General features: G+C 69.3%; 17 protein-coding genes and 1 pseudogene. 11 read left to right on the top strand and 7 right to left on the bottom strand.

Annotated features, from left to right (window positions below; all coding sequences use genetic code 11):
- Positions 1-188: 188 nt before the first annotated feature.
- The 4 genes from AC3EUV_RS05135 (at position 189) to AC3EUV_RS05120 (ending at position 3,595) form a co-directional block, all read left to right on the top strand.
- Positions 189-1,409: an alpha/beta hydrolase gene (locus AC3EUV_RS05135; protein ID WP_432142240.1), complete on the top strand. Its 1,221-nt coding sequence runs from the start codon at positions 189-191 to the stop codon at positions 1,407-1,409.
- A 138-nt stretch (positions 1,410-1,547) separates the two neighbouring features.
- Positions 1,548-2,528: a trypsin-like serine peptidase gene (locus AC3EUV_RS05130; RefSeq protein WP_432142239.1), complete on the top strand. Its 981-nt coding sequence runs from the start codon at positions 1,548-1,550 to the stop codon at positions 2,526-2,528.
- A gap of 129 nt (positions 2,529-2,657) precedes the next feature.
- Positions 2,658-3,155: a potassium channel family protein gene (locus tag AC3EUV_RS05125; protein WP_387239162.1), complete on the top strand. Its 498-nt coding sequence runs from the start codon at positions 2,658-2,660 to the stop codon at positions 3,153-3,155.
- Between the two features lie 95 nt (positions 3,156-3,250).
- Entirely contained in the window at positions 3,251-3,595 is a 345-nt protein-coding gene (locus tag AC3EUV_RS05120; RefSeq protein ID WP_435602265.1) for an MmcQ/YjbR family DNA-binding protein, read from the top strand.
- 85 nt (positions 3,596-3,680) lie between these two features.
- On the opposite strand, the gene AC3EUV_RS05115 is transcribed toward AC3EUV_RS05120, so the two are convergent.
- Positions 3,681-3,836, bottom strand: a complete 156-nt coding sequence (locus AC3EUV_RS05115) for a hypothetical protein (protein WP_168476535.1) — start codon at positions 3,834-3,836, stop codon at positions 3,681-3,683.
- A gap of 655 nt (positions 3,837-4,491) precedes the next feature.
- Here AC3EUV_RS05115 and AC3EUV_RS05110 point away from each other — a divergent pair.
- On the top strand, positions 4,492-4,887 hold the full coding sequence (locus AC3EUV_RS05110; protein ID WP_432142236.1) for a nitroreductase/quinone reductase family protein: 396 nt from the start codon (positions 4,492-4,494) through the stop codon (positions 4,885-4,887).
- A 121-nt stretch (positions 4,888-5,008) separates the two neighbouring features.
- Here AC3EUV_RS05110 and hemC read toward each other — a convergent pair whose 3' ends face one another.
- Positions 5,009-5,944: a hydroxymethylbilane synthase gene (gene hemC, locus AC3EUV_RS05105; protein WP_435602264.1), complete on the bottom strand. Its 936-nt coding sequence runs from the start codon at positions 5,942-5,944 to the stop codon at positions 5,009-5,011.
- A gap of 89 nt (positions 5,945-6,033) precedes the next feature.
- On the opposite strand from hemC, the gene AC3EUV_RS05100 reads away from it, so the two are divergent.
- The gene (locus AC3EUV_RS05100; protein WP_435602263.1) at positions 6,034-6,702 is read left to right on the top strand and encodes a hypothetical protein; all 669 of its coding nucleotides are present in this window, start codon (positions 6,034-6,036) and stop codon (positions 6,700-6,702) included.
- 376 nt (positions 6,703-7,078) lie between these two features.
- Here AC3EUV_RS05100 and AC3EUV_RS05095 read toward each other — a convergent pair whose 3' ends face one another.
- Together AC3EUV_RS05095 and AC3EUV_RS05090 are read right to left on the bottom strand one after the other, a co-directional pair.
- On the bottom strand, positions 7,079-7,774 hold the full coding sequence (locus tag AC3EUV_RS05095) for a class F sortase (protein ID WP_435602262.1): 696 nt from the start codon (positions 7,772-7,774) through the stop codon (positions 7,079-7,081).
- Positions 7,775-7,898: 124 nt separating this feature from the next.
- The gene (locus tag AC3EUV_RS05090) at positions 7,899-8,237 is read right to left on the bottom strand and encodes a hypothetical protein (protein WP_432142232.1); all 339 of its coding nucleotides are present in this window, start codon (positions 8,235-8,237) and stop codon (positions 7,899-7,901) included.
- 15 nt (positions 8,238-8,252) lie between these two features.
- On the opposite strand from AC3EUV_RS05090, the gene AC3EUV_RS05085 reads away from it, so the two are divergent.
- Complete coding sequence (locus AC3EUV_RS05085) at positions 8,253-8,672, top strand: hypothetical protein (protein ID WP_488187953.1); 420 nt, start codon at positions 8,253-8,255, stop codon at positions 8,670-8,672.
- Between the two features lie 958 nt (positions 8,673-9,630).
- Here the strand turns inward: AC3EUV_RS05085 and AC3EUV_RS05080 are convergent.
- Complete coding sequence (locus AC3EUV_RS05080; protein WP_432142230.1) at positions 9,631-10,356, bottom strand: Mut7-C RNAse domain-containing protein; 726 nt, start codon at positions 10,354-10,356, stop codon at positions 9,631-9,633.
- A 244-nt stretch (positions 10,357-10,600) separates the two neighbouring features.
- On the opposite strand from AC3EUV_RS05080, the pseudogene AC3EUV_RS05075 reads away from it, so the two are divergent.
- Positions 10,601-11,496, top strand: a pseudogene (locus AC3EUV_RS05075) (GNAT family N-acetyltransferase).
- A gap of 257 nt (positions 11,497-11,753) precedes the next feature.
- Positions 11,754-12,947 (top strand): cytochrome P450 family protein, encoded by a 1,194-nt coding sequence (locus AC3EUV_RS05070; protein WP_432142229.1) that lies wholly within the window; start codon positions 11,754-11,756, stop codon positions 12,945-12,947.
- 130 nt (positions 12,948-13,077) lie between these two features.
- On the opposite strand, the gene AC3EUV_RS05065 is transcribed toward AC3EUV_RS05070, so the two are convergent.
- Positions 13,078-13,839 carry a chitinase gene (locus AC3EUV_RS05065; RefSeq protein ID WP_435602260.1) on the bottom strand — a complete coding sequence of 254 codons (762 nt, stop codon included), beginning with the start codon at positions 13,837-13,839 and terminating at the stop codon, positions 13,078-13,080.
- A 370-nt stretch (positions 13,840-14,209) separates the two neighbouring features.
- On the opposite strand from AC3EUV_RS05065, the gene AC3EUV_RS05060 reads away from it, so the two are divergent.
- The gene (locus AC3EUV_RS05060) at positions 14,210-14,908 is read left to right on the top strand and encodes an aspartate/glutamate racemase family protein (RefSeq protein ID WP_435602259.1); all 699 of its coding nucleotides are present in this window, start codon (positions 14,210-14,212) and stop codon (positions 14,906-14,908) included.
- A 128-nt stretch (positions 14,909-15,036) separates the two neighbouring features.
- Positions 15,037-15,315 (top strand): hypothetical protein, encoded by a 279-nt coding sequence (locus AC3EUV_RS05055; protein WP_435602258.1) that lies wholly within the window; start codon positions 15,037-15,039, stop codon positions 15,313-15,315.
- A 187-nt stretch (positions 15,316-15,502) separates the two neighbouring features.
- On the opposite strand, the gene AC3EUV_RS05050 is transcribed toward AC3EUV_RS05055, so the two are convergent.
- Positions 15,503-15,733: a DUF6296 family protein gene (locus AC3EUV_RS05050; RefSeq protein ID WP_042153157.1), complete on the bottom strand. Its 231-nt coding sequence runs from the start codon at positions 15,731-15,733 to the stop codon at positions 15,503-15,505.
- Positions 15,734-16,086: the final 353 nt, after the last annotated feature.

Below are 16,086 nucleotides of genomic sequence, written 5' to 3'. Positions count from 1 at the left end.
GCCGCCGGAAGGCACAAGGACCGAGATCACAGAGGCACAAGGGGAGAGCCATGTTCCGCAAGAACGTCGACGGTGGAGAGCGAGCGGGCGGCAGGTCTGCACTGGGCGGCCGGTCCGCAGCGGGCGGCAGGTCTGCACTGGAGCGCGGCCGTGAGGGTGCTGTGCCCGACGGTGAGGAGGGGGCCGGAGTGAACCGTCGGACCCTCACCACCTCAGCCGCGCTGGCCGCCACGATGCTGCTCGCCGGCGGCGGGATCGCGCGGGCGGAGTCCCGGCAGGCCCGCGGCGCGAAAGACCTCACTCTCCGCTTGCCGGCGCCGACCGGACCGCACCCGATCGGGGTCACCACGCTGTATTTGGTCGATCGCACCCGGCGCGACCCATGGGAGCCCCTCCCCGTCCGGGAAGTGATGGCGACGGTGTTCTATCCGGCCCGTACCGTCCGCGGCTATCCGGTCGCACCGCAGATGTCCAGGGGCGCCGCGGAGCGTCTGTCGTTCATCGACCCGCTCTTCCATGAGGGGCTGCCGGCGAAGGGCGTGAACTGGGCGGGCACCAGGACCCATGCGCATACGGGCGCGCCCGCGCAGGACGTACGACGGGCGGTACTGCTGTACAGCCCGGGAGGCGGCGACCCGCGCACCCTCGGCACCGGCATCGCCGAGGAACTGGCCGGCCGCGGCTACGTGGTGGTGACCGTCGACCACCCCGGCGACGGCAGTGAGGTCGAGTTCCCCCACGCGAGGGCGGGGCGGAAGAAGGTCCGCGAAACGGTTTTCCGGCGAGACCCGCGGACGGACCCGAAGATGTTCCGTACGGCGATCGGAACCCGGATCGCCGACACCCGGTTCGTGCTGAACCAGCTGGAGGCACTGGCCGCCGGACGGAATCCGGACGCGGCGGGCCGCCCGCTGCCCGAGCACCTCGATCGTGCGCTCGACCTGCGGCGGGTCGGCATCTACGGCCACTCGGCCGGTGGCACCACCGCGGCCGAGTCGATGTACGAGGACCGACGCATCCAGGCCGCGATCAACCTGGAAGGCTTTCTGGACCACCCTCCGGCGTCCCCCGGCCAGGAAGGAAAGCTCTTCCCGATCGCCCAATACGGCACGGACCGGCCGCTGCTCCTCCTGGGGACCGATGGCTTCCCCTACCGGAAGGAACTGGAGCGTTCCTGGTCGGCGATGCTCGCCCATCCCCACGGCCGCGTCACCCGCCGGCAGTTCGACCACACGGCGCACGCTGTATTCAACGACTACGCCGCCATAGCTCCCCAGTTGCAGGCCGCCGGGCTGATGTCCGCCGCCCACCGCATCAAGCTGGTCGGCGCGATCGACCCGGCCGTGTCGGTCCCCCTGGTCCGCCACCACGTGCACTCGTTCTTCGCCCGACATCTGCCGACCTGCTGAGTGACCCAACCCTCTTGACGGTATGCCAGACTTTCCGGCCCGGACTCTCGCCATACGCTCCCCGGCCGTAGGACCATGGCACGCTCGCCTCGCGCATGTCTCTCGTTCCGTACGCCGGCCCTCGGGAGGACCCGGATCATGAGCAGACCGATTGCTGTACGCGGCCGCCTCGCCCTGCTGCTCACCCCGCTGCTGCTCGGGCTGTCGTTCACCCTCGCCCCGGCCCCGCCCGCGCTCGCCGCCCCTGCCCCGGACAACCACGGGCACCGGTTGCGCCTCACCGCCGAGTCGGCCGACACGTACTGGACTCCACAGCGGATGCAGGCAGCGCGACCGGCCGCCGCGCGAAAGGCCACCGGGGCGCCGCGCCCGGCGGCGGCCGACACCCCGCCGAGCCACCCCTTCGACGGCCTCCCCCAGGTGGGGACGTTCTTCTGGACGGACGGCAGCAACACCGGCCGGTTCTGCGGCGGCACGGTCGTCCGCAGTCCGCACCGCGACCTGGTGGTCAGCGCCGCCCACTGTCTGCGCTCCCCCGACCCGAAGCGGCATCTGTCCTTCGTTCCGCAGTACCACGACGGGCTGAAGCCGCACGGGATCTACCCCATCGAGCGCATCTACCTCGACCAGCGCTACTACGACCTCGGCACGAGCGCGGGCGCCCGCTGGGACTACGCGGTCGTGCGGCTCGGCGCGCGGGAGGACGGCGCCGAGGTGGAGGAGGTGACCGGCGGCTTCGACCTCCTGCCGTACCCGGGCTATGACCACCGGAACGTACGGCTCATCGGCTACCCCGGCAACAAGGACACCACCCACCCCAAACCGCTCGACTGCACCTCGTCCACACACCGCTACACCAGCACCGATCCGGCCGCCCCCGGCCATTTCCTGGAAATTGCCTGTGCGGGCTATATCGGCGGCACCTCCGGCGGCCCGTTCCTGGTACGGGATTTCACCGGTTACGCCCTGATCGGCGTCATCGGCGGCTATCACACGGGCGGCGACTTCCCGGACGTCTCGTACAGCTCGTACTTCACGGTCGACACCCTGGCCCTCTATCTGCACGCCGTCCATGGCGATCCGCCGGCCACACCCCGCCAGGACAGGTCATCGCGCTGAACGCCCTGAATGCGCTGATCGCGCTGATCGCGACCGCCGGCATATCCGGGGCATGGCATTCGCTCCTGTTAATGTCAGCGATGGCGAAAGGCCGGTTTCCCACCAGGCCGCAGTGGAAGGTGACGCCCCTTGGTGCCGTCGTTTCTCGTGTCCGTACTGAATCGCCTCTTCCGTAATGAGGCCTGGCGCCGACTGCACGCACAAGCGGCGATCTGGGTCACGGTGGTCATGACCGCAGTACTCCTCGCGGGTGCCGCGCTGGTCGTGGTCGCCGAATCCGGTGCGCCACACGCCAATATCACGTCGTATCCGAAGGCGTTGTGGTGGTCGATCGAGACGGCGACCACCGTGGGGTACGGGGATTTCTATCCCGTCACGCTATGGGGCCGCGTCATCGCTTCCCTCTTGATGCTCAGCGCCATTACGGCATTCGGGGTCATCACCGCGGCTCTCGCCACCTGGTTCGTCGGCCACGCGGAGCAGGACATGGTCCGCCTGGGCAAAGCGGTGGGGAATCATGCGCGGGAGGACGCGGAGGCGCTGCGTTCGGAGCTGCACACGCTGCACGAGCGCTTCGACCACGTCGAGAACCTGATCCGGGACAAGGGGACACACTCCGCCCCGTGAGCAAGGGCGGGCGCGGACCTCGCGGAAGCGTCGCGAAGGTGAGGAGCCCGGCACATCCCTGTCCGTGCACTTCGCCGCACGTCTAAAGTACTCATGTGATCGATTCCGCTGACGTCCGCCGTATCGCCCTCTCCCTGCCCGAGACAGTGGAGAAGGAAGCCTGGGAGATGCCCACCTTCCGGGTCGCCGGGAAGATGTTCATCACGATCCCCGACGATGAGACGTCATTCGCCGTGCGATGCCCCATTCATGAGCGCAAGGAGCTGATCGCAGCGGAACCGGAAAAGTTCTGGGTGCCGCCGCACGAGGCGAGCTCCCATTGGGTGAGAGTGCGGCTGGTCGCGCTCGAGGACCTGACCGAGCTGCGGGACATCCTTGTGGATTCCTGGAAACAAGCGGCACCACCGCGGCTGGTGGACGCATTCCCCGGCAGCGGCTGAACCGCCCGGCAACTGATCCGCCGATTGCTGCCGTCAGCTGCCGATTCCTACCGCCTGCTGCCGTTGATAGCCGAGCCGACCTCGGTCAGCGACGGCGCAGATCACTCCAGTCCAGCGCTTGGGACGCCGTCCGCTGGGAACGCTCGGCGGCCTCACGGGCTTCGGCGAGGATATCTCCGTGCTCCTCGACGAGCTCTTCGTAAATCGGCGTGGGGCTGGAGGTGTGTGTGGAAGTCGTCATGTCTCGTCCCGTTCCCTAGTGATTCCTTGTACTGCGGCTTGGTAGGTTCTCGCCGCCCTGGGAAGAAGGGAGCACCGCGGTGGAAAACGCGGTGCGCAAAGGGAGGTTGTCCCCACACGTGTGCCGCTCCCCCGTGCGGCGCTGGACATCGTGTCATGTGCGCGGCGAGCACGCAAAAGATCATCCCAGACCCTGAGACCACAACCTGAGCTCCCCGATGCGACCACGCGGGGCGCATGGTGCCCGAGCAGGTGGGCGATATCCAGCCACGTATCGCCGCCCCCACAACCGGCGCCACGGTCCGCCGGTGGGTGCCAAGGCGGTGGGTGGCCGACGTACGGCGGTCGGGAACGGTGACGGTCATGGCCGAAGGCGTTGTCGTGATCCGTCGCGATGTCTTCGAACGGAGCGGCGGCTGGCCCGGACCCCGGAAGGGTGGCGTACGAGGACGAGGTGCAGGTTGTCGTCGTGCTGCGGGAAAACGAAACCGCCAGGCACAGGTCGATTCCACCCGGCGATGATGAGCCGCTTGCGCCGGTGCGCGGCCCTATGGTGAGGCGGTCGGTCCCGGGCCGCGACGCCTCCGTGCGCCCCTGACCGTCCGGCATGGCGAGTACCAGCAGCAGCAACGAAGCACCCAACGGGAAGGCCGTGTATGTCGCGCTCTCGCGAGATCAAGTTCCGGGCGGTTACGTCGTTCCAGAGGAGAATCGGCAATCCGATTCTCTCCCGGCTTCCGCAGCAGACTCTTCTGGAGACGACCGGGCGGAAGTCCGGATTGCCCCGGAGGACACCCATCGGTGGACGCCGTATCGGGCGGGCCTTCTGGTTCGTTTCCGAGTACGGCGAGAAGTCGCAGTACGTGCGGAATATTCAGGCGCATCCGCAGGTCCGGGTCCGGATCAAGGGACGCTGGCATGCCGGTACCGCCCATCCGCTCCCGGAGGACGACGCCCGTGCACGGCTCAAAACCTTGCCCCGGCTGAACAGCACGGCGGTCCGGGCGGTCGGGACGAATCTGCTGACGTTCCGGGTCGATCTCGACGATTGACCGGGCTGGTCGCCGGGGACTGGGCGTCGAGCCAAGGCCCGGAGCAACGCCGGGGCCGCCCGTCCCGGAGAGCAGGGTGATCGCCGCCGGCTGTAGTGGTCGGCCTCCGGGGGCGCGGGCCTCAGTGCGCGATGCTGTCGATCAGTTCGCGTGCTCCCTGGCGCAGCAGGGCGACGGCCACGGACGTGCCGAGGGTCTCCGGGGTGAGCGGGCCGGCCCATTCGTGGGCGTTGAGGACCGTCTTACCGTCCGGGGTGAAGACACAGGCCCGCAGGGACAGTTCGCCGCGACGGTCCGTCTTGGCGTAGCCGGCGATCGGGCTGTTGCAGTGGCCCTGTAGGACGTGCAGCAGCATGCGTTCGGCGGTCGTCTCCTGGAACGTCTGGGGGTGCCCGAGGCCGCTGACGGCGTCGATGGTCTCGGTGTCGTCCTCGCGGCACTGAAGGGCCAGCACGCCCGCCCCGACAGGTGGGCACATCTCGTCCACGGACAGGATCTGGGTGATCACGTCCGTGCGGCCGATGCGCTCGAGGCCGGAGACGGCCAGCAGCAGTGCGTCCGCCTCACCGGTTGCGAGCTTCTCCATCCGGCGGTTGGCGTTGCCGCGCATCGGCACGCACTGGAGCTGCGGGTGGGATCCGGCGAGCTGGGCGATCCGGCGGACCGACGAGGTGCCGATCCGGGTGCCTGCGGGGAGTTCGTCGAGGGTGAGCCCGCCGGGGTGGATCAGTGCGTCACGGACGTCGTCGCGCTCCAGGAAGGCGGCGAAGGTCGTGCCGGCCGGCAGCGGACGGTCACCGGGGATGTCCTTGACGCAGTGCACCGCGAGATCCGCGTCGCCCGCCAGGAGGGCGGCGTCGACCTCCTTGGTGAACGCCCCCTTCCCCTCGACCTGGGACAGGGCGCCCATCCAGCGGTCGCCTGTGGTCTTGACCGGGATGACCTCCGTGGCGATGCCGGGATGCAGCGCGGCGAGTTCGGCGCGGACGCGCTCCACCTGGGCCAGCGCCATGGGCGAGTCGCGGGAGACGATACGGATCAGTTCTGGGGCGGACATGGGCCCACGATAGACCGTCAGATCCCGTTGCCCGTCACGCGCAGGTCCCGGCTCCGCCCCCTCTCGCTCGTACGCGGTACGGTCCCACCATGTCCCGGTCAACCTCCCGAACCACCGAAGCCGCGCTCCCGCATTCCGCCGTCACCGCGGACGATCTGGACCGTGCCGTACAGCTCGCCGTGTCCGTCCTGCGCCAGGCGCCGCCGACGGACTGGGACGCCAGGGCCGGTTCGCTGGAGTGGGACTGCTGGGAGACCGTCGAGCACCTCAGCGACGACCTCTTCGCCTACGCCGTCCAACTGGGCCCCAGGAAGCCGCCGTTGGAGCGCAATGTGCCCTTCGTGTGGGAGAGCCGGCGGGACGGCGGCCCCGCGAACGCCGTACATGCCGACCGCACGGCGGGGCCTGCGGGGCTGCTTCAGGTGCTGGAGGCGAGCGGCGCGCTGCTGGTGGCCATGGTGCGTACGACGCCCCCGAAGGTGCGGGCGCACCACGTGTTCGGCGTGTCGGATCCGGCGGGCTTCGCCGCGATGGGCGCCGTGGAAACCCTGGTGCACACACATGACCTGACGGAGGGCCTCGGACTCGACTGGAACCCGCCCGCCGATCTGTGTGCCCGGGTGCTCGCCCGGCTGTTTCCGGACGTCCCGGACGCCGACGATCCCTGGCGCGCCCTCCTGTGGGCCACCGGGCGCGCCGAGCTGGCGGGTCAGCCTCGGCGCACCACGTGGCGCTGGGACGCGAGTGTGCGGGGATAGGTCCCGCGTGATTGCGCTGCCCGGGTGAGCTGGGGCGGGCGCAGTCGTCCCGCCCGGGCGAGCCGGGGTGGGCGCAGTCGTCCCGGCCCAGGCGAGGCGGGACGGGCGCGGGCGCGCGGGCATCCCGTGCAGCGCCCGTCGGCCACCGTCAGTGCCGCGCCCACGGGTGCCGCAGCCGGATCCAGATGTCCCGAGCCCGCCGCCCCGCTTCGGTACGGCTCTTGGCCACCAGCTCCTGGGCCTCCTAAGGTCGAGACCACCTGGGCCCCGACTCCCGCCCTCCGCCCATGACAAAGCCCAGGCCGGTCGGTGGACAGACGGCCTGGGCTTGTCCTGTGATGCCGGTGCGGGTCTCTGCGATGCGCAGGGAACCCACTCAGGCGTTTCTGAACGACGCGAGGTGGGCGAACACCACCACATTGTCGACGTAGTCCTTGACCTTCCGGTCGTATGCGCCACCGCAGGTGATCACGCGGAGCTGCGCGGTGGGGGTGTCGGCGTATACCCGCTCGTTGGGGAATCGCGCCTTGTTGAAGGTCTCGACGGAGTCGACCTTGAAGCTGGCGATGATGCCGTCTTCACGGGTGATGTTGATCAAGGCGCCGGGCTTGAGCGATTCGAGTTGCAGGAACACCGCCGGGCCGGTCTTGGTGTCCACGTGACCGGCGATGATCGCCGATCCGCGCTCGCCCGGCGCGGCACCGTCCTTGTACCAGCCGACGAGATTCTTGTCGTTCCCGGGCGGCGCGTTGAGCTGCCCGGTCGGGCCGATGGTCAGCTGCGTGAAGGGCGCGTCGACGGCGATCTGCGGAATCGACACCCGCTTCGGTGCGGAACGGGGCAGGGCCAGGTCGGGGACCGCCGGGGAGGCGGAGCTGCGCGGGTTGGCGGACGCCGCGGCGGAGTGGGACTGCGGCTTGGGGTCCGCAGAGGTGTCCACGGAGTTGTAGACGAGGAGTGAGCCCAGCAGAAACGCTCCCGCAGACCACAGCAGACCGCGGCCGATGGGGCGCGACGCGGAGGCGGTCCGGGAGGGATTCGAATTCGGCTGAGGCGACTGCGGGGCGGTCATGTCAGGGTGCCTTTCTTGAACGAGGCGGTGGGGCGTGAGGGGGGCATCGGTACGCAATCGCCGCGGCCACCGTCCACGTGGAACGGTGGCCGCGACAGCGCATCGGTCTCCGTACGGCGCCTTATCAGGCAGCCGCGGTACCCGAGGCATTGCGACGACGCAGCATGTACGCACCGGCGCCGAGACCGCCGAGCATCAGCACGGAACCCGCGGCCATCCCGCCGCCGGTCGCCAGGCCGCCACCACCGGTGTGGATGCCGCCGTGCGGCCTGCGGTGGTCGCCGTAGCCGCCGTGGTCACGGTCGCCGTAGCCACCGTGGTCACGGCCGTGGTCGCGGTCGCCGCCGCGGCCGTGGTCGCGGTCACCGCCGCGGCCGTGGTCGCGGTCGCCGCGGCCGCCGCGCCTGTCGTGGTCGTCGCCGTAGCCGCTGCTCTGGTCCCAGTCAGCGAGCACCTTGGCCATGGCACCGCCACCGGTGTGCACGCCACCGCTCGGCCTGCGGTTGTCACGGCAGTGGTCACGTCCGCGGCCGTCACGACCGTCCCGGCCGTCGCGACCGAAGTCACGCCCGCCGCGGCCATCGCGGCCGTCACGTCCGTCACGGCCGTCACGGCCATCGCGGCCATCGCGGCCGTTGCCCCGGCCGTCGCGACCGTCGCGGCCATCGCGACCGTTACCCCGGCCGTCGCGGCCATCCCGGCCATCGCGGCCGTCGCGGCAGTGGTCACGCCGGCGGTCACGGTCACGGTCCCGACCGCGGTCACGGTCACGGTCGCGGTCGCCGTTCGTGGCCTGGTTGTGGTTGCTGGAGGAAGCGCTGTCCGACGCAATGTCCTCCGTGATCATGGCGTTCGCAGCCGGAGCAGAGATTGCAAGCACCGCCGTGATGGCGGCTGAAGCGAACAGGGTGCGAGCAGTGCGCATGGGGACATGTTCCTTTCGGCGCAACTGCGAAGGCTGACTCTTTGTCGGCTCATCGGATCGCAGTGGCGACGTGATCACCGTCAGCCGGATTGCGGCCGCGCACCACCGGAGAACGTCGCATTCGAGGTACGTCATGGGCTCTTCGGGTGGCGGAAGGCAGCGGATTCACCCATTGGACGGCGCGCGTCGTCGGCGTGTCGCGTAACGAGTGGGCTAGAGGGCCCCGACGGGCCCTCCGAGGCGCGCCATTCCTCGCGCAACGAGCACCGCGAACGGGGCCCATCCGCGACGCGCCGACGGTTCCTGACGGTCCGAACAGCTCCACTGGGTGAGGCCGCGAGCAGCGGGCAGTCCAGGCCCCCTGGAGGTCGGGCGGGGAGGGCAACCCACAGCCGGCTCGAAGGGGGGCGAGACCTTGGGCGTGCAAGGCTCTGGCGGGCGTCGGAGACGGCTGCGGCTGCGCCTGACGACGAGGGGGCGCCAGGGGGCAGCGAATTCGTCAACTCACCTTTTGTGGCCGCCAATTCGAGGACACGACAAGCAGGCCGCCAGCGAAGGCACCTCGACGGACTCTGGTGGTGTAGCGCCGCCACGGATCCGGCTCGGTTCCGACCGCCCCGATGCCGCATCGCCTTGCTTCCAGGGTGAGTTGGGAACCAGCCCTTCGACACCTGATCGCCGGTCTACTCGGCCCCGCAGGATGCGGCCGGACCGTCACGGGAGCAGGGCCCGCCCTCTCCGCGAGCCCGTTGATGGGCAACGGCTCCCGCCGCCGTATCCGCCGCCTCCCGTCCCGAAGCAATGACCAGCCCCGCACACCCCTGAGCGAGAGACCCTCACCCGGATTGTGGAATTCGTACGGCCGACAGGGTCAGCCGGCAGGCCATCCGATGTTTCATGTGAAACATCGCAAAGCGACCTGCCCCGCCCTTCAGGTGGCGCTTTCCCGGAGCGCCTGTTCGACGATCGCCTCCAGCCGGGAGTGGTGTGCCCCTCGCCAGTAGACGCGACCGCATGCCGTGCACTGCGCGAAGACGTCATACGTACGCTGCGTGCCGTGCTCAAGGTGCTCACGGACGGAGTCCTTGTCGGCGTCCATGAGCGGGCCGTTGCATGCGGTGCAGCGGGTCCACGGCGCGAGGGTGGGGGCGAAGCGCCCCAGCACGTCCCGGAGTTGCTCATCGGGCCGGTCGCTGTAGATGAATGCGCCCGCCCAGATCTCCCGCCGTCGCAGCAGCCCGCGGTCCCGGGAGAGGAGCACCCGTTGTTCCTTCGCCGAGAGCGCGGCCAGCGCCGCGTCGCCGGGGTCCTCATTGGTGTACGCCGCGTCCACGCCGAGCAGCCGCAACCTGCGCGCCAGGGTGCCGAGGTGCACGTCGAGCAGGAACCTCAGCGGCGCGCCGGGCAGCCGCTGCGGGCGCTCAACGGCGTGCACCTCGATGCTCTCGCCCTCCTGCGGGACATGGGAGACGGGGACCTCGGCGCCGTCCACGACCAGCCGGCCGACCTCGGTGAGCGGGACGCCGAGCGACTCGACGACATGGCCAAGCGTCGATGACCCGTCGGTTGCCACGGGCGTACCGGCGGTGCTGTGCGCTGACGCGACGAAAAGGTGCAGCGCAGGGTCGAAGCTGAAGTGGATCTCGGGTCCGTTCACGCCGGACAGCATGCCATCGGGCGAGCTACACCAGCGAGCGGATTCCTGCCGGTCAGAGGCATGGGGCGAGCCGCCCGGCAGGTGGCTGCGCCGAGGCTCGCCCCCGGCGGTGGCGCCTCTGGCTACATACGGACCGTAGCGGTCGGCATCCCGGATTGTGCACGATGGAGCAGGCCCCGCTCCCCCGCCGCCCCTAGCCTCACTGCCACCACATCACCACCATCAGCAATGAGGGGCGGTACCGGTGAACTGGCACATCCACGGCTACCGCGAGAACGATCTCGCCGAAGTGGTCCACCTGATCGACTCCACGGCGGAACTGGGGCAGGAGTCCGTCTTCTCGCTCGCCGAGTGCATCAGCGCGCTGACTTCTCGGCAGCCCGCCGTGGTGGCCGTCCACCAGGGCGCTCCCATCGGGGCGGCGCTCGCCTGTGTGGCGGGTGAGCGGGGCTGGGTGATGCGGATCGCGATCTCTTCGGCCTGGCGTGGCCGGGGGCTGGCGAGTGCGCTGCTGATGGAACTGGAGCGGCGCCTGGTCGCGGCCCGGGTGAGCCGGATCGCCTATGTGCTTCCCGAGGAGGACCTGCTCGGGGAGGGCCTGCTCAACGCGGGCTATACCCGGCAGCCCGCGGTGGCCTACTTCGAGAAGGTCGAACCGCATCACGGCCCCGCGGCCAGCCTCCGGGGTCCGGCTGCCGCGGGCTCAAGCTGATACCGGGGTTCCGTGAGCGGGACGAGCGGCTGCTGGTGTGCGCGACCAATTCCATCCGCTCGCTCGACCCGGCGTTCCTGCGGCCGGGGCGGTTCGACTACCTGATCCCGATCGGTACGCCGGACGCGGCGGCCCGGTCGGCGATCTGGTCCCGGTACACGGACGGCCGCCCGGAGGTGGAGGTGGCGGCGCTGGTGGCGGCCAGCGAGCTGTTCACCCCGGCCGATATCGAGCACGCCGCGCGGATGGCCGCCCAGACGTCGTTCGAGCGGGACCTGGAGGCGATCGGCGGCGGCGCGGGCGCCCACGGGCGGCTCGGGGCGAGCACCGACGACTATCTCGCCGCCATCGACCGGTGCCGGCCGACCGTCACCCCTGCCATGGTCGACGAATTCAGCGCGGACATCACCGCCCACGCCCGCTGCTGACGGCGCGAGCGCGGCCCACACACCGGCAGGCGGGACCGGCCGCCCCCGCAGCCGCGCACCCACCGCGGGCCGGCCCGGGCTCGTCCACGGAGCCGCGGTCGGACGACAGAACTACAACCTGCGCACTGCATCGGGAGGACATGGACCGCTGTGACTCCTCCGTGGGGCCGATGTTGACTCCGGGTTCGCGTACGTACGGTCTGATCGGTGCCGGAACTCGCGCACCATCGGGGATCATCGAGAGGGGCGGATCACGCATGGCGGAGATTGTCGATCTGGCGGCGTACGGCAAGGACTTCACCAGGGATCCGTACCCGTACTACGCCAAGCTGCGTGCCCAGGGGCCCATACACCGGGTGCGCCTCCCCTACGGCAACGACGCGTGGATGGTCGTCGGGCACCAAGCGGTCAGAGCGGCGCTCAGCGACTCCCGCCTCAACAAGGACTGGCGCGTCGCCATGCCGCAGAACGACGACGGCGAGGTGTCGCCCCTGTTCACGAACATGCTGGACGCGGACCCGCCTCAGCACACCCGGCTGCGGAAACTGGTGGCCAAGGAGTTCACGTCCCGCCGCGTCGAGGCACTACGGCCACGGGTCCAGCAGATCACCGACGAGCTGCTGGACGCGATGCTCGCCGTCCCGGAGGGCCGTGCCGACCTGGTGGAGGCCCTCGCCTTCCCGCTGCCCATGACCGTCATCTGCGAGCTGCTCGGCGTCCCCGCCATGGACCGGGATGCCTTCCGTGCCTGGTCGAACGAGATCGTCGCGCCGAGCAGTGACGAGGCGGCACAGGAGGCGGTGGTGGCGATGTCCGGCTACCTCTCCGACCTCATCGAAACCAAGCGCAAGGCTCCCGGCGACGGCCTGCTCAGCGCCCTGATCCGCACCAGCGACGAGGACGGCGACCAGCTCTCCCGTGACGAGCTGATCGGCACCGCCTTCCTGCTGCTGGTTGCGGGCCATGAGACGACCGTCAGCCTCCTGGCCAATGGCGTACGCGCCCTGCTCCAGCACCCGGACCAACTGGCCGCTCTGCGAGCCGACTTCACCCTCCTCGACAACGCCGTGGAGGAGATGCTGCGCTACGACGGCCCGGTGGAGACGGCCACATGGCGCTTCACCGCCGAGCCGGTCGAGATCGGCGGCACCCTGATCCCCGCCGGCGAGACCATAGTGATCGCCCTGGCCTCCGCCTCCCGCGACCCGGAAGTCTTCGCCATCGCCGAAGACTTCGACATCACCCGCGACGCGCGCGGACACACCGCCTTCGGCCACGGCATCCACTTCTGCCTCGGCGCCCCACTGGCCCGGCTGGAGGCCCGTGTTGCCCTCCGCTCCCTCTTGGAACGCTGCCCCGACCTCGCCATGGACGCCGACTTCGACGACCTCACCTGGCGCATCGGGATGCTCCGCGGACCGGCGCAACTGCCGGTCCGCTGGAAGAGCTGAGCATCTCAAGGGCGGGCCGTCGGGGCGACTGACGGTCTCTGGCCATCTTTTTGGGGTCCTCGACTCCGCGGCGGGGCTCGCAGTTGTCTTGCATGCTGACAGTGATCAACAGACTCCGCCGCGGACCGGGTCAGCAGCTCAAATTGTCGCCGGGTGTGGTTCCCAGGATCTGCACAAAGCTCTTGTAGTTGTTGATCCGGCTCTGCACCTGGCCGGGGTTGCCGCCGTTGCACTCGAGGGAGCCGTTGATGCTGCGGATGGTCTCGCCGAAGCCGGCGCCGCTGACCATCGCCTGGTGCGGGGTCATGGTGCCCGGCCCGTTCTGTGTGTTCCAGTACCAGAGGGCGGTCTTCCAGGCGACGGCGGCATCCTGCTCCACCAAGTAGGGGTTGTTCAGCAGATCGATGCCGAGCGCATCGCCCGCCGCCTTGTAGTTGAAGTTCCAGCTCAGCTGTATCGGCCCGCGTCCGTAGTAGGCAGCCTGTCCGGCGGGGCACCCGTACGGCTGGGTGGCGTCGCAGTAGTGGGGGTAGTTCTCGGTGTTCTGCTCGACCACATGGACCAGGCCACCGGTCTCGTGGCCGACGTTCGCGAGGAAGGCCGCGGCCTCCTGACGCTTCACGATGTCACTTCCGGTGTTGGCGAACTCCGGGTAGGCGCTGAGGGCCGCGGTCAGCCCGCTGTAGGTGTAGAAGGCATTCCGGTTCGGGAACATCTGGTTGAACTGCGCCTCGCTGACGACGAACCCCTCGGCTCGCGTGCCGGCGCCGGCCGGGGCCGCGGCACAGTGGGAACAGCCCGTCGTGGCAGCTGCCGGCATCGTCGGCACGACGAGCGCTACGCCCACGGCTACGGTCGCGGCACCCAGCAGCGCGGCAATACGTGACCTCATTGCGTGACTCCTTCTCGCGGCCGGCCTCCGGGCATGGAGGGGCCGCCATGTGGGGGGATCGCCCTATCGGGAACGCCGTTGGAGCAGTCGCCTGGATGGATCAACTGGCGTACTGGGCACGCATGTTGGAGCACGGGTGGATCAGACGGCGCAGGCCGGCCACCAACACACGCGGCACGACGACGGCAACAACGGCTGCGGCGACGGCTATGACCACGACCGCGGGAAGCACTGCGGTCTAGACCAACTTCAGGTTATGGGCGCCACGTTGAACATGTCCATACCAATGCAGTGATTTATCGACGGGCCTCTCAGCACCCGGGTCGGGGGTGGTGACACAACGGCCCGCCCGCTGTGCAAAAGTGGCCCGATGAAGACAATCGGGCTGCTCGGAGGCATGAGCTGGGAGTCCACCGCGGAGTACTACCGGCTGCTGAACGAGTTGACGCGCGAGCGTCTGGGCGGCCTGCACTCCACGCGGTGCGTGCTCTACTCCGTGGATTTCGCAGAGATCGAACGCCTACAGGTCGAAGGGCGCTGGGACGAGGCCGGGGAAGTCCTCGCCGACGCCGCCAGGGCGCTGGAGTCAGCCGGCGCGGACATGGTGCTGATCTGCACCAACACCATGCACAAGGTCGCCGGCCAAGTAGCCGCCGCCGTCACCATCCCACTGCTGCACCTCGCCGACACCACGGCCGACGCCGTCCGTGCGCGCGGCCTGCGCCGTATCGGACTGCTGGGCACCGCGTTCACCATGGAGCAGGACTTCTACCGGGGCCGACTGGAAAGCCACGGGCTGGATGTGCTTGTTCCGGATGCCACCGGGCGCAGTGCCGTCCACCGCGTGATCTACGAGGAGCTGTGCCTGGGCATCGTCCAGGAGGAATCCCGGCAGGCATTCATGGCCGTCATCAGGGACCTCGTCGCCGCCGGAGCCGAGGGCATTGTGCTGGGCTGCACCGAGATCGAGCTGCTCATCGGGCCGGAGCACAGCCCGGTACCGGCCTTCCCCACCACCCGACTACATGCCGAAGCAGCCGTCTCCCGCGCCCTCTCCGACACCCCGTAGCAGCACAGCCGGGAAATCCAGTAGCCCTCCGAAACCGGGGTTGGAGAAATGACCATCGCCAACTTCCCGGTCGCCACGCATTCTTGTGTCATGCCGAGGTTTGAACTGACGGCAGGTACTCTGACGTGGTGTCGCGTACCGAGTTAGAACGACTGGCCAGGATCCGGATGCAGGTCACCGGTGAGACGCTGGAACGCGCCATGGCGGTGCTCGCAGGCCATACCACCGCCCCCACCTCGCAATCCGAACCCGACGCCAAGCCTGACGTCGCCGGAAACGACGATCTCGACGACGGTACGGCCGACGAACCCGGCGCGGTCGGCGAAAGCAACGAGGACAGCGAGAAAACATCAAAGCCTGAGGCCCGGCGAACGCCGCAGAAGCGCGGCCATCTGCGCGGCCTCTGATTTCCGCTCCTCGGCGAGGAAAATCGCCCAGGAGCCGACGCGCGGGCCGGATCGCGACGATCAGCACACGCCGCGACGGATGAAGCGCAGAAGGTCACCAAGGGCAAGAATCAACACAGCGTGAGAGCGCCGTTACAGAGTGTGTGCAGAGATGCGCAGGCCCAGCTGCCAGATGGGCTCCTGAAGCTCACGGGGTCAGGGGGCGCGCGAGCAGCGGCGTGCGGAGCATCTGATGCCCGCCGCTGGCCAGCATCCGGACCTCGCCCCGGTCGCTGATCTCTGCGCGTACGATCCCCGATTCGTCCTCGTAGACCGGATACCCGCCCGCTCCCGCACGCTCGGTGCGGTGGACGATCACTACGTCGTCCTCCACCGCGGGAGCTTGAAATACCAGCTCATAGCATTCCGGGTAATCCATCAGGGCCTCCCGACAAAACTGGGCAGGTGCTTCCGCGGCGCTCCCCGCCGCCGCATTCAGCGCGTCGCTGCACCTCGGCCATTCCATCGTCACCCACTCCCGCCCACGGCGCCTGAGGAGGGCACCGGGACGCGACTCCCGGACCGGAGGAGCCCTTGCCGCCGAGGCATCGCTGAGGCGTGCCAAGGGGCAGCCGTCGCGCCGCCCACCCCTCGACACGAAGCGCAAAACCCACCCTCCGTAAACCTGACATTTGTCATGCAGGCTTGTGATCAAGGTCGTTCCACGGGTTGACGTCTGGCCGCTGTCCCACCGCGAGAATCGGGACCGCGAAGGTCGAAAGCTGACTCAGA

This window comes from Streptomyces sp. bgisy130, assembly GCF_057708345.1.
The sequence above is the reverse complement of the archived record's forward strand: the minus strand, read 5'-3'. Positions and strand labels throughout refer to the sequence as shown.

Excerpts from the sequence above, each read along its gene's own strand:
- AC3EUV_RS05050 (WP_042153157.1), bottom strand. The coding sequence starts at position 15,733 with ATGGATTACCCGGAATGCTATGAGCTGGTATTTCAAGCTCCCGCGGTG.
- AC3EUV_RS05095 (WP_435602262.1), bottom strand. The coding sequence starts at position 7,774 with ATGACCGCCCCGCAGTCGCCTCAGCCGAATTCGAATCCCTCCCGGACC.
- AC3EUV_RS05070 (WP_432142229.1), top strand. The coding sequence starts at position 11,754 with ATGGCGGAGATTGTCGATCTGGCGGCGTACGGCAAGGACTTCACCAGG.
- AC3EUV_RS05115 (WP_168476535.1), bottom strand. The coding sequence starts at position 3,836 with ATGACGACTTCCACACACACCTCCAGCCCCACGCCGATTTACGAAGAG.
- hemC (WP_435602264.1), bottom strand. The coding sequence starts at position 5,944 with ATGTCCGCCCCAGAACTGATCCGTATCGTCTCCCGCGACTCGCCCATG.
- AC3EUV_RS05060 (WP_435602259.1), top strand. The coding sequence starts at position 14,210 with ATGAAGACAATCGGGCTGCTCGGAGGCATGAGCTGGGAGTCCACCGCG.
- AC3EUV_RS05065 (WP_435602260.1), bottom strand. The coding sequence starts at position 13,839 with ATGAGGTCACGTATTGCCGCGCTGCTGGGTGCCGCGACCGTAGCCGTG.
- AC3EUV_RS05090 (WP_432142232.1), bottom strand. The coding sequence starts at position 8,237 with ATGGCCAAGGTGCTCGCTGACTGGGACCAGAGCAGCGGCTACGGCGAC.
- AC3EUV_RS05130 (WP_432142239.1), top strand. The coding sequence starts at position 1,548 with ATGAGCAGACCGATTGCTGTACGCGGCCGCCTCGCCCTGCTGCTCACC.
- AC3EUV_RS05110 (WP_432142236.1), top strand. The coding sequence starts at position 4,492 with ATGTCGCGCTCTCGCGAGATCAAGTTCCGGGCGGTTACGTCGTTCCAG.
- AC3EUV_RS05100 (WP_435602263.1), top strand. The coding sequence starts at position 6,034 with ATGTCCCGGTCAACCTCCCGAACCACCGAAGCCGCGCTCCCGCATTCC.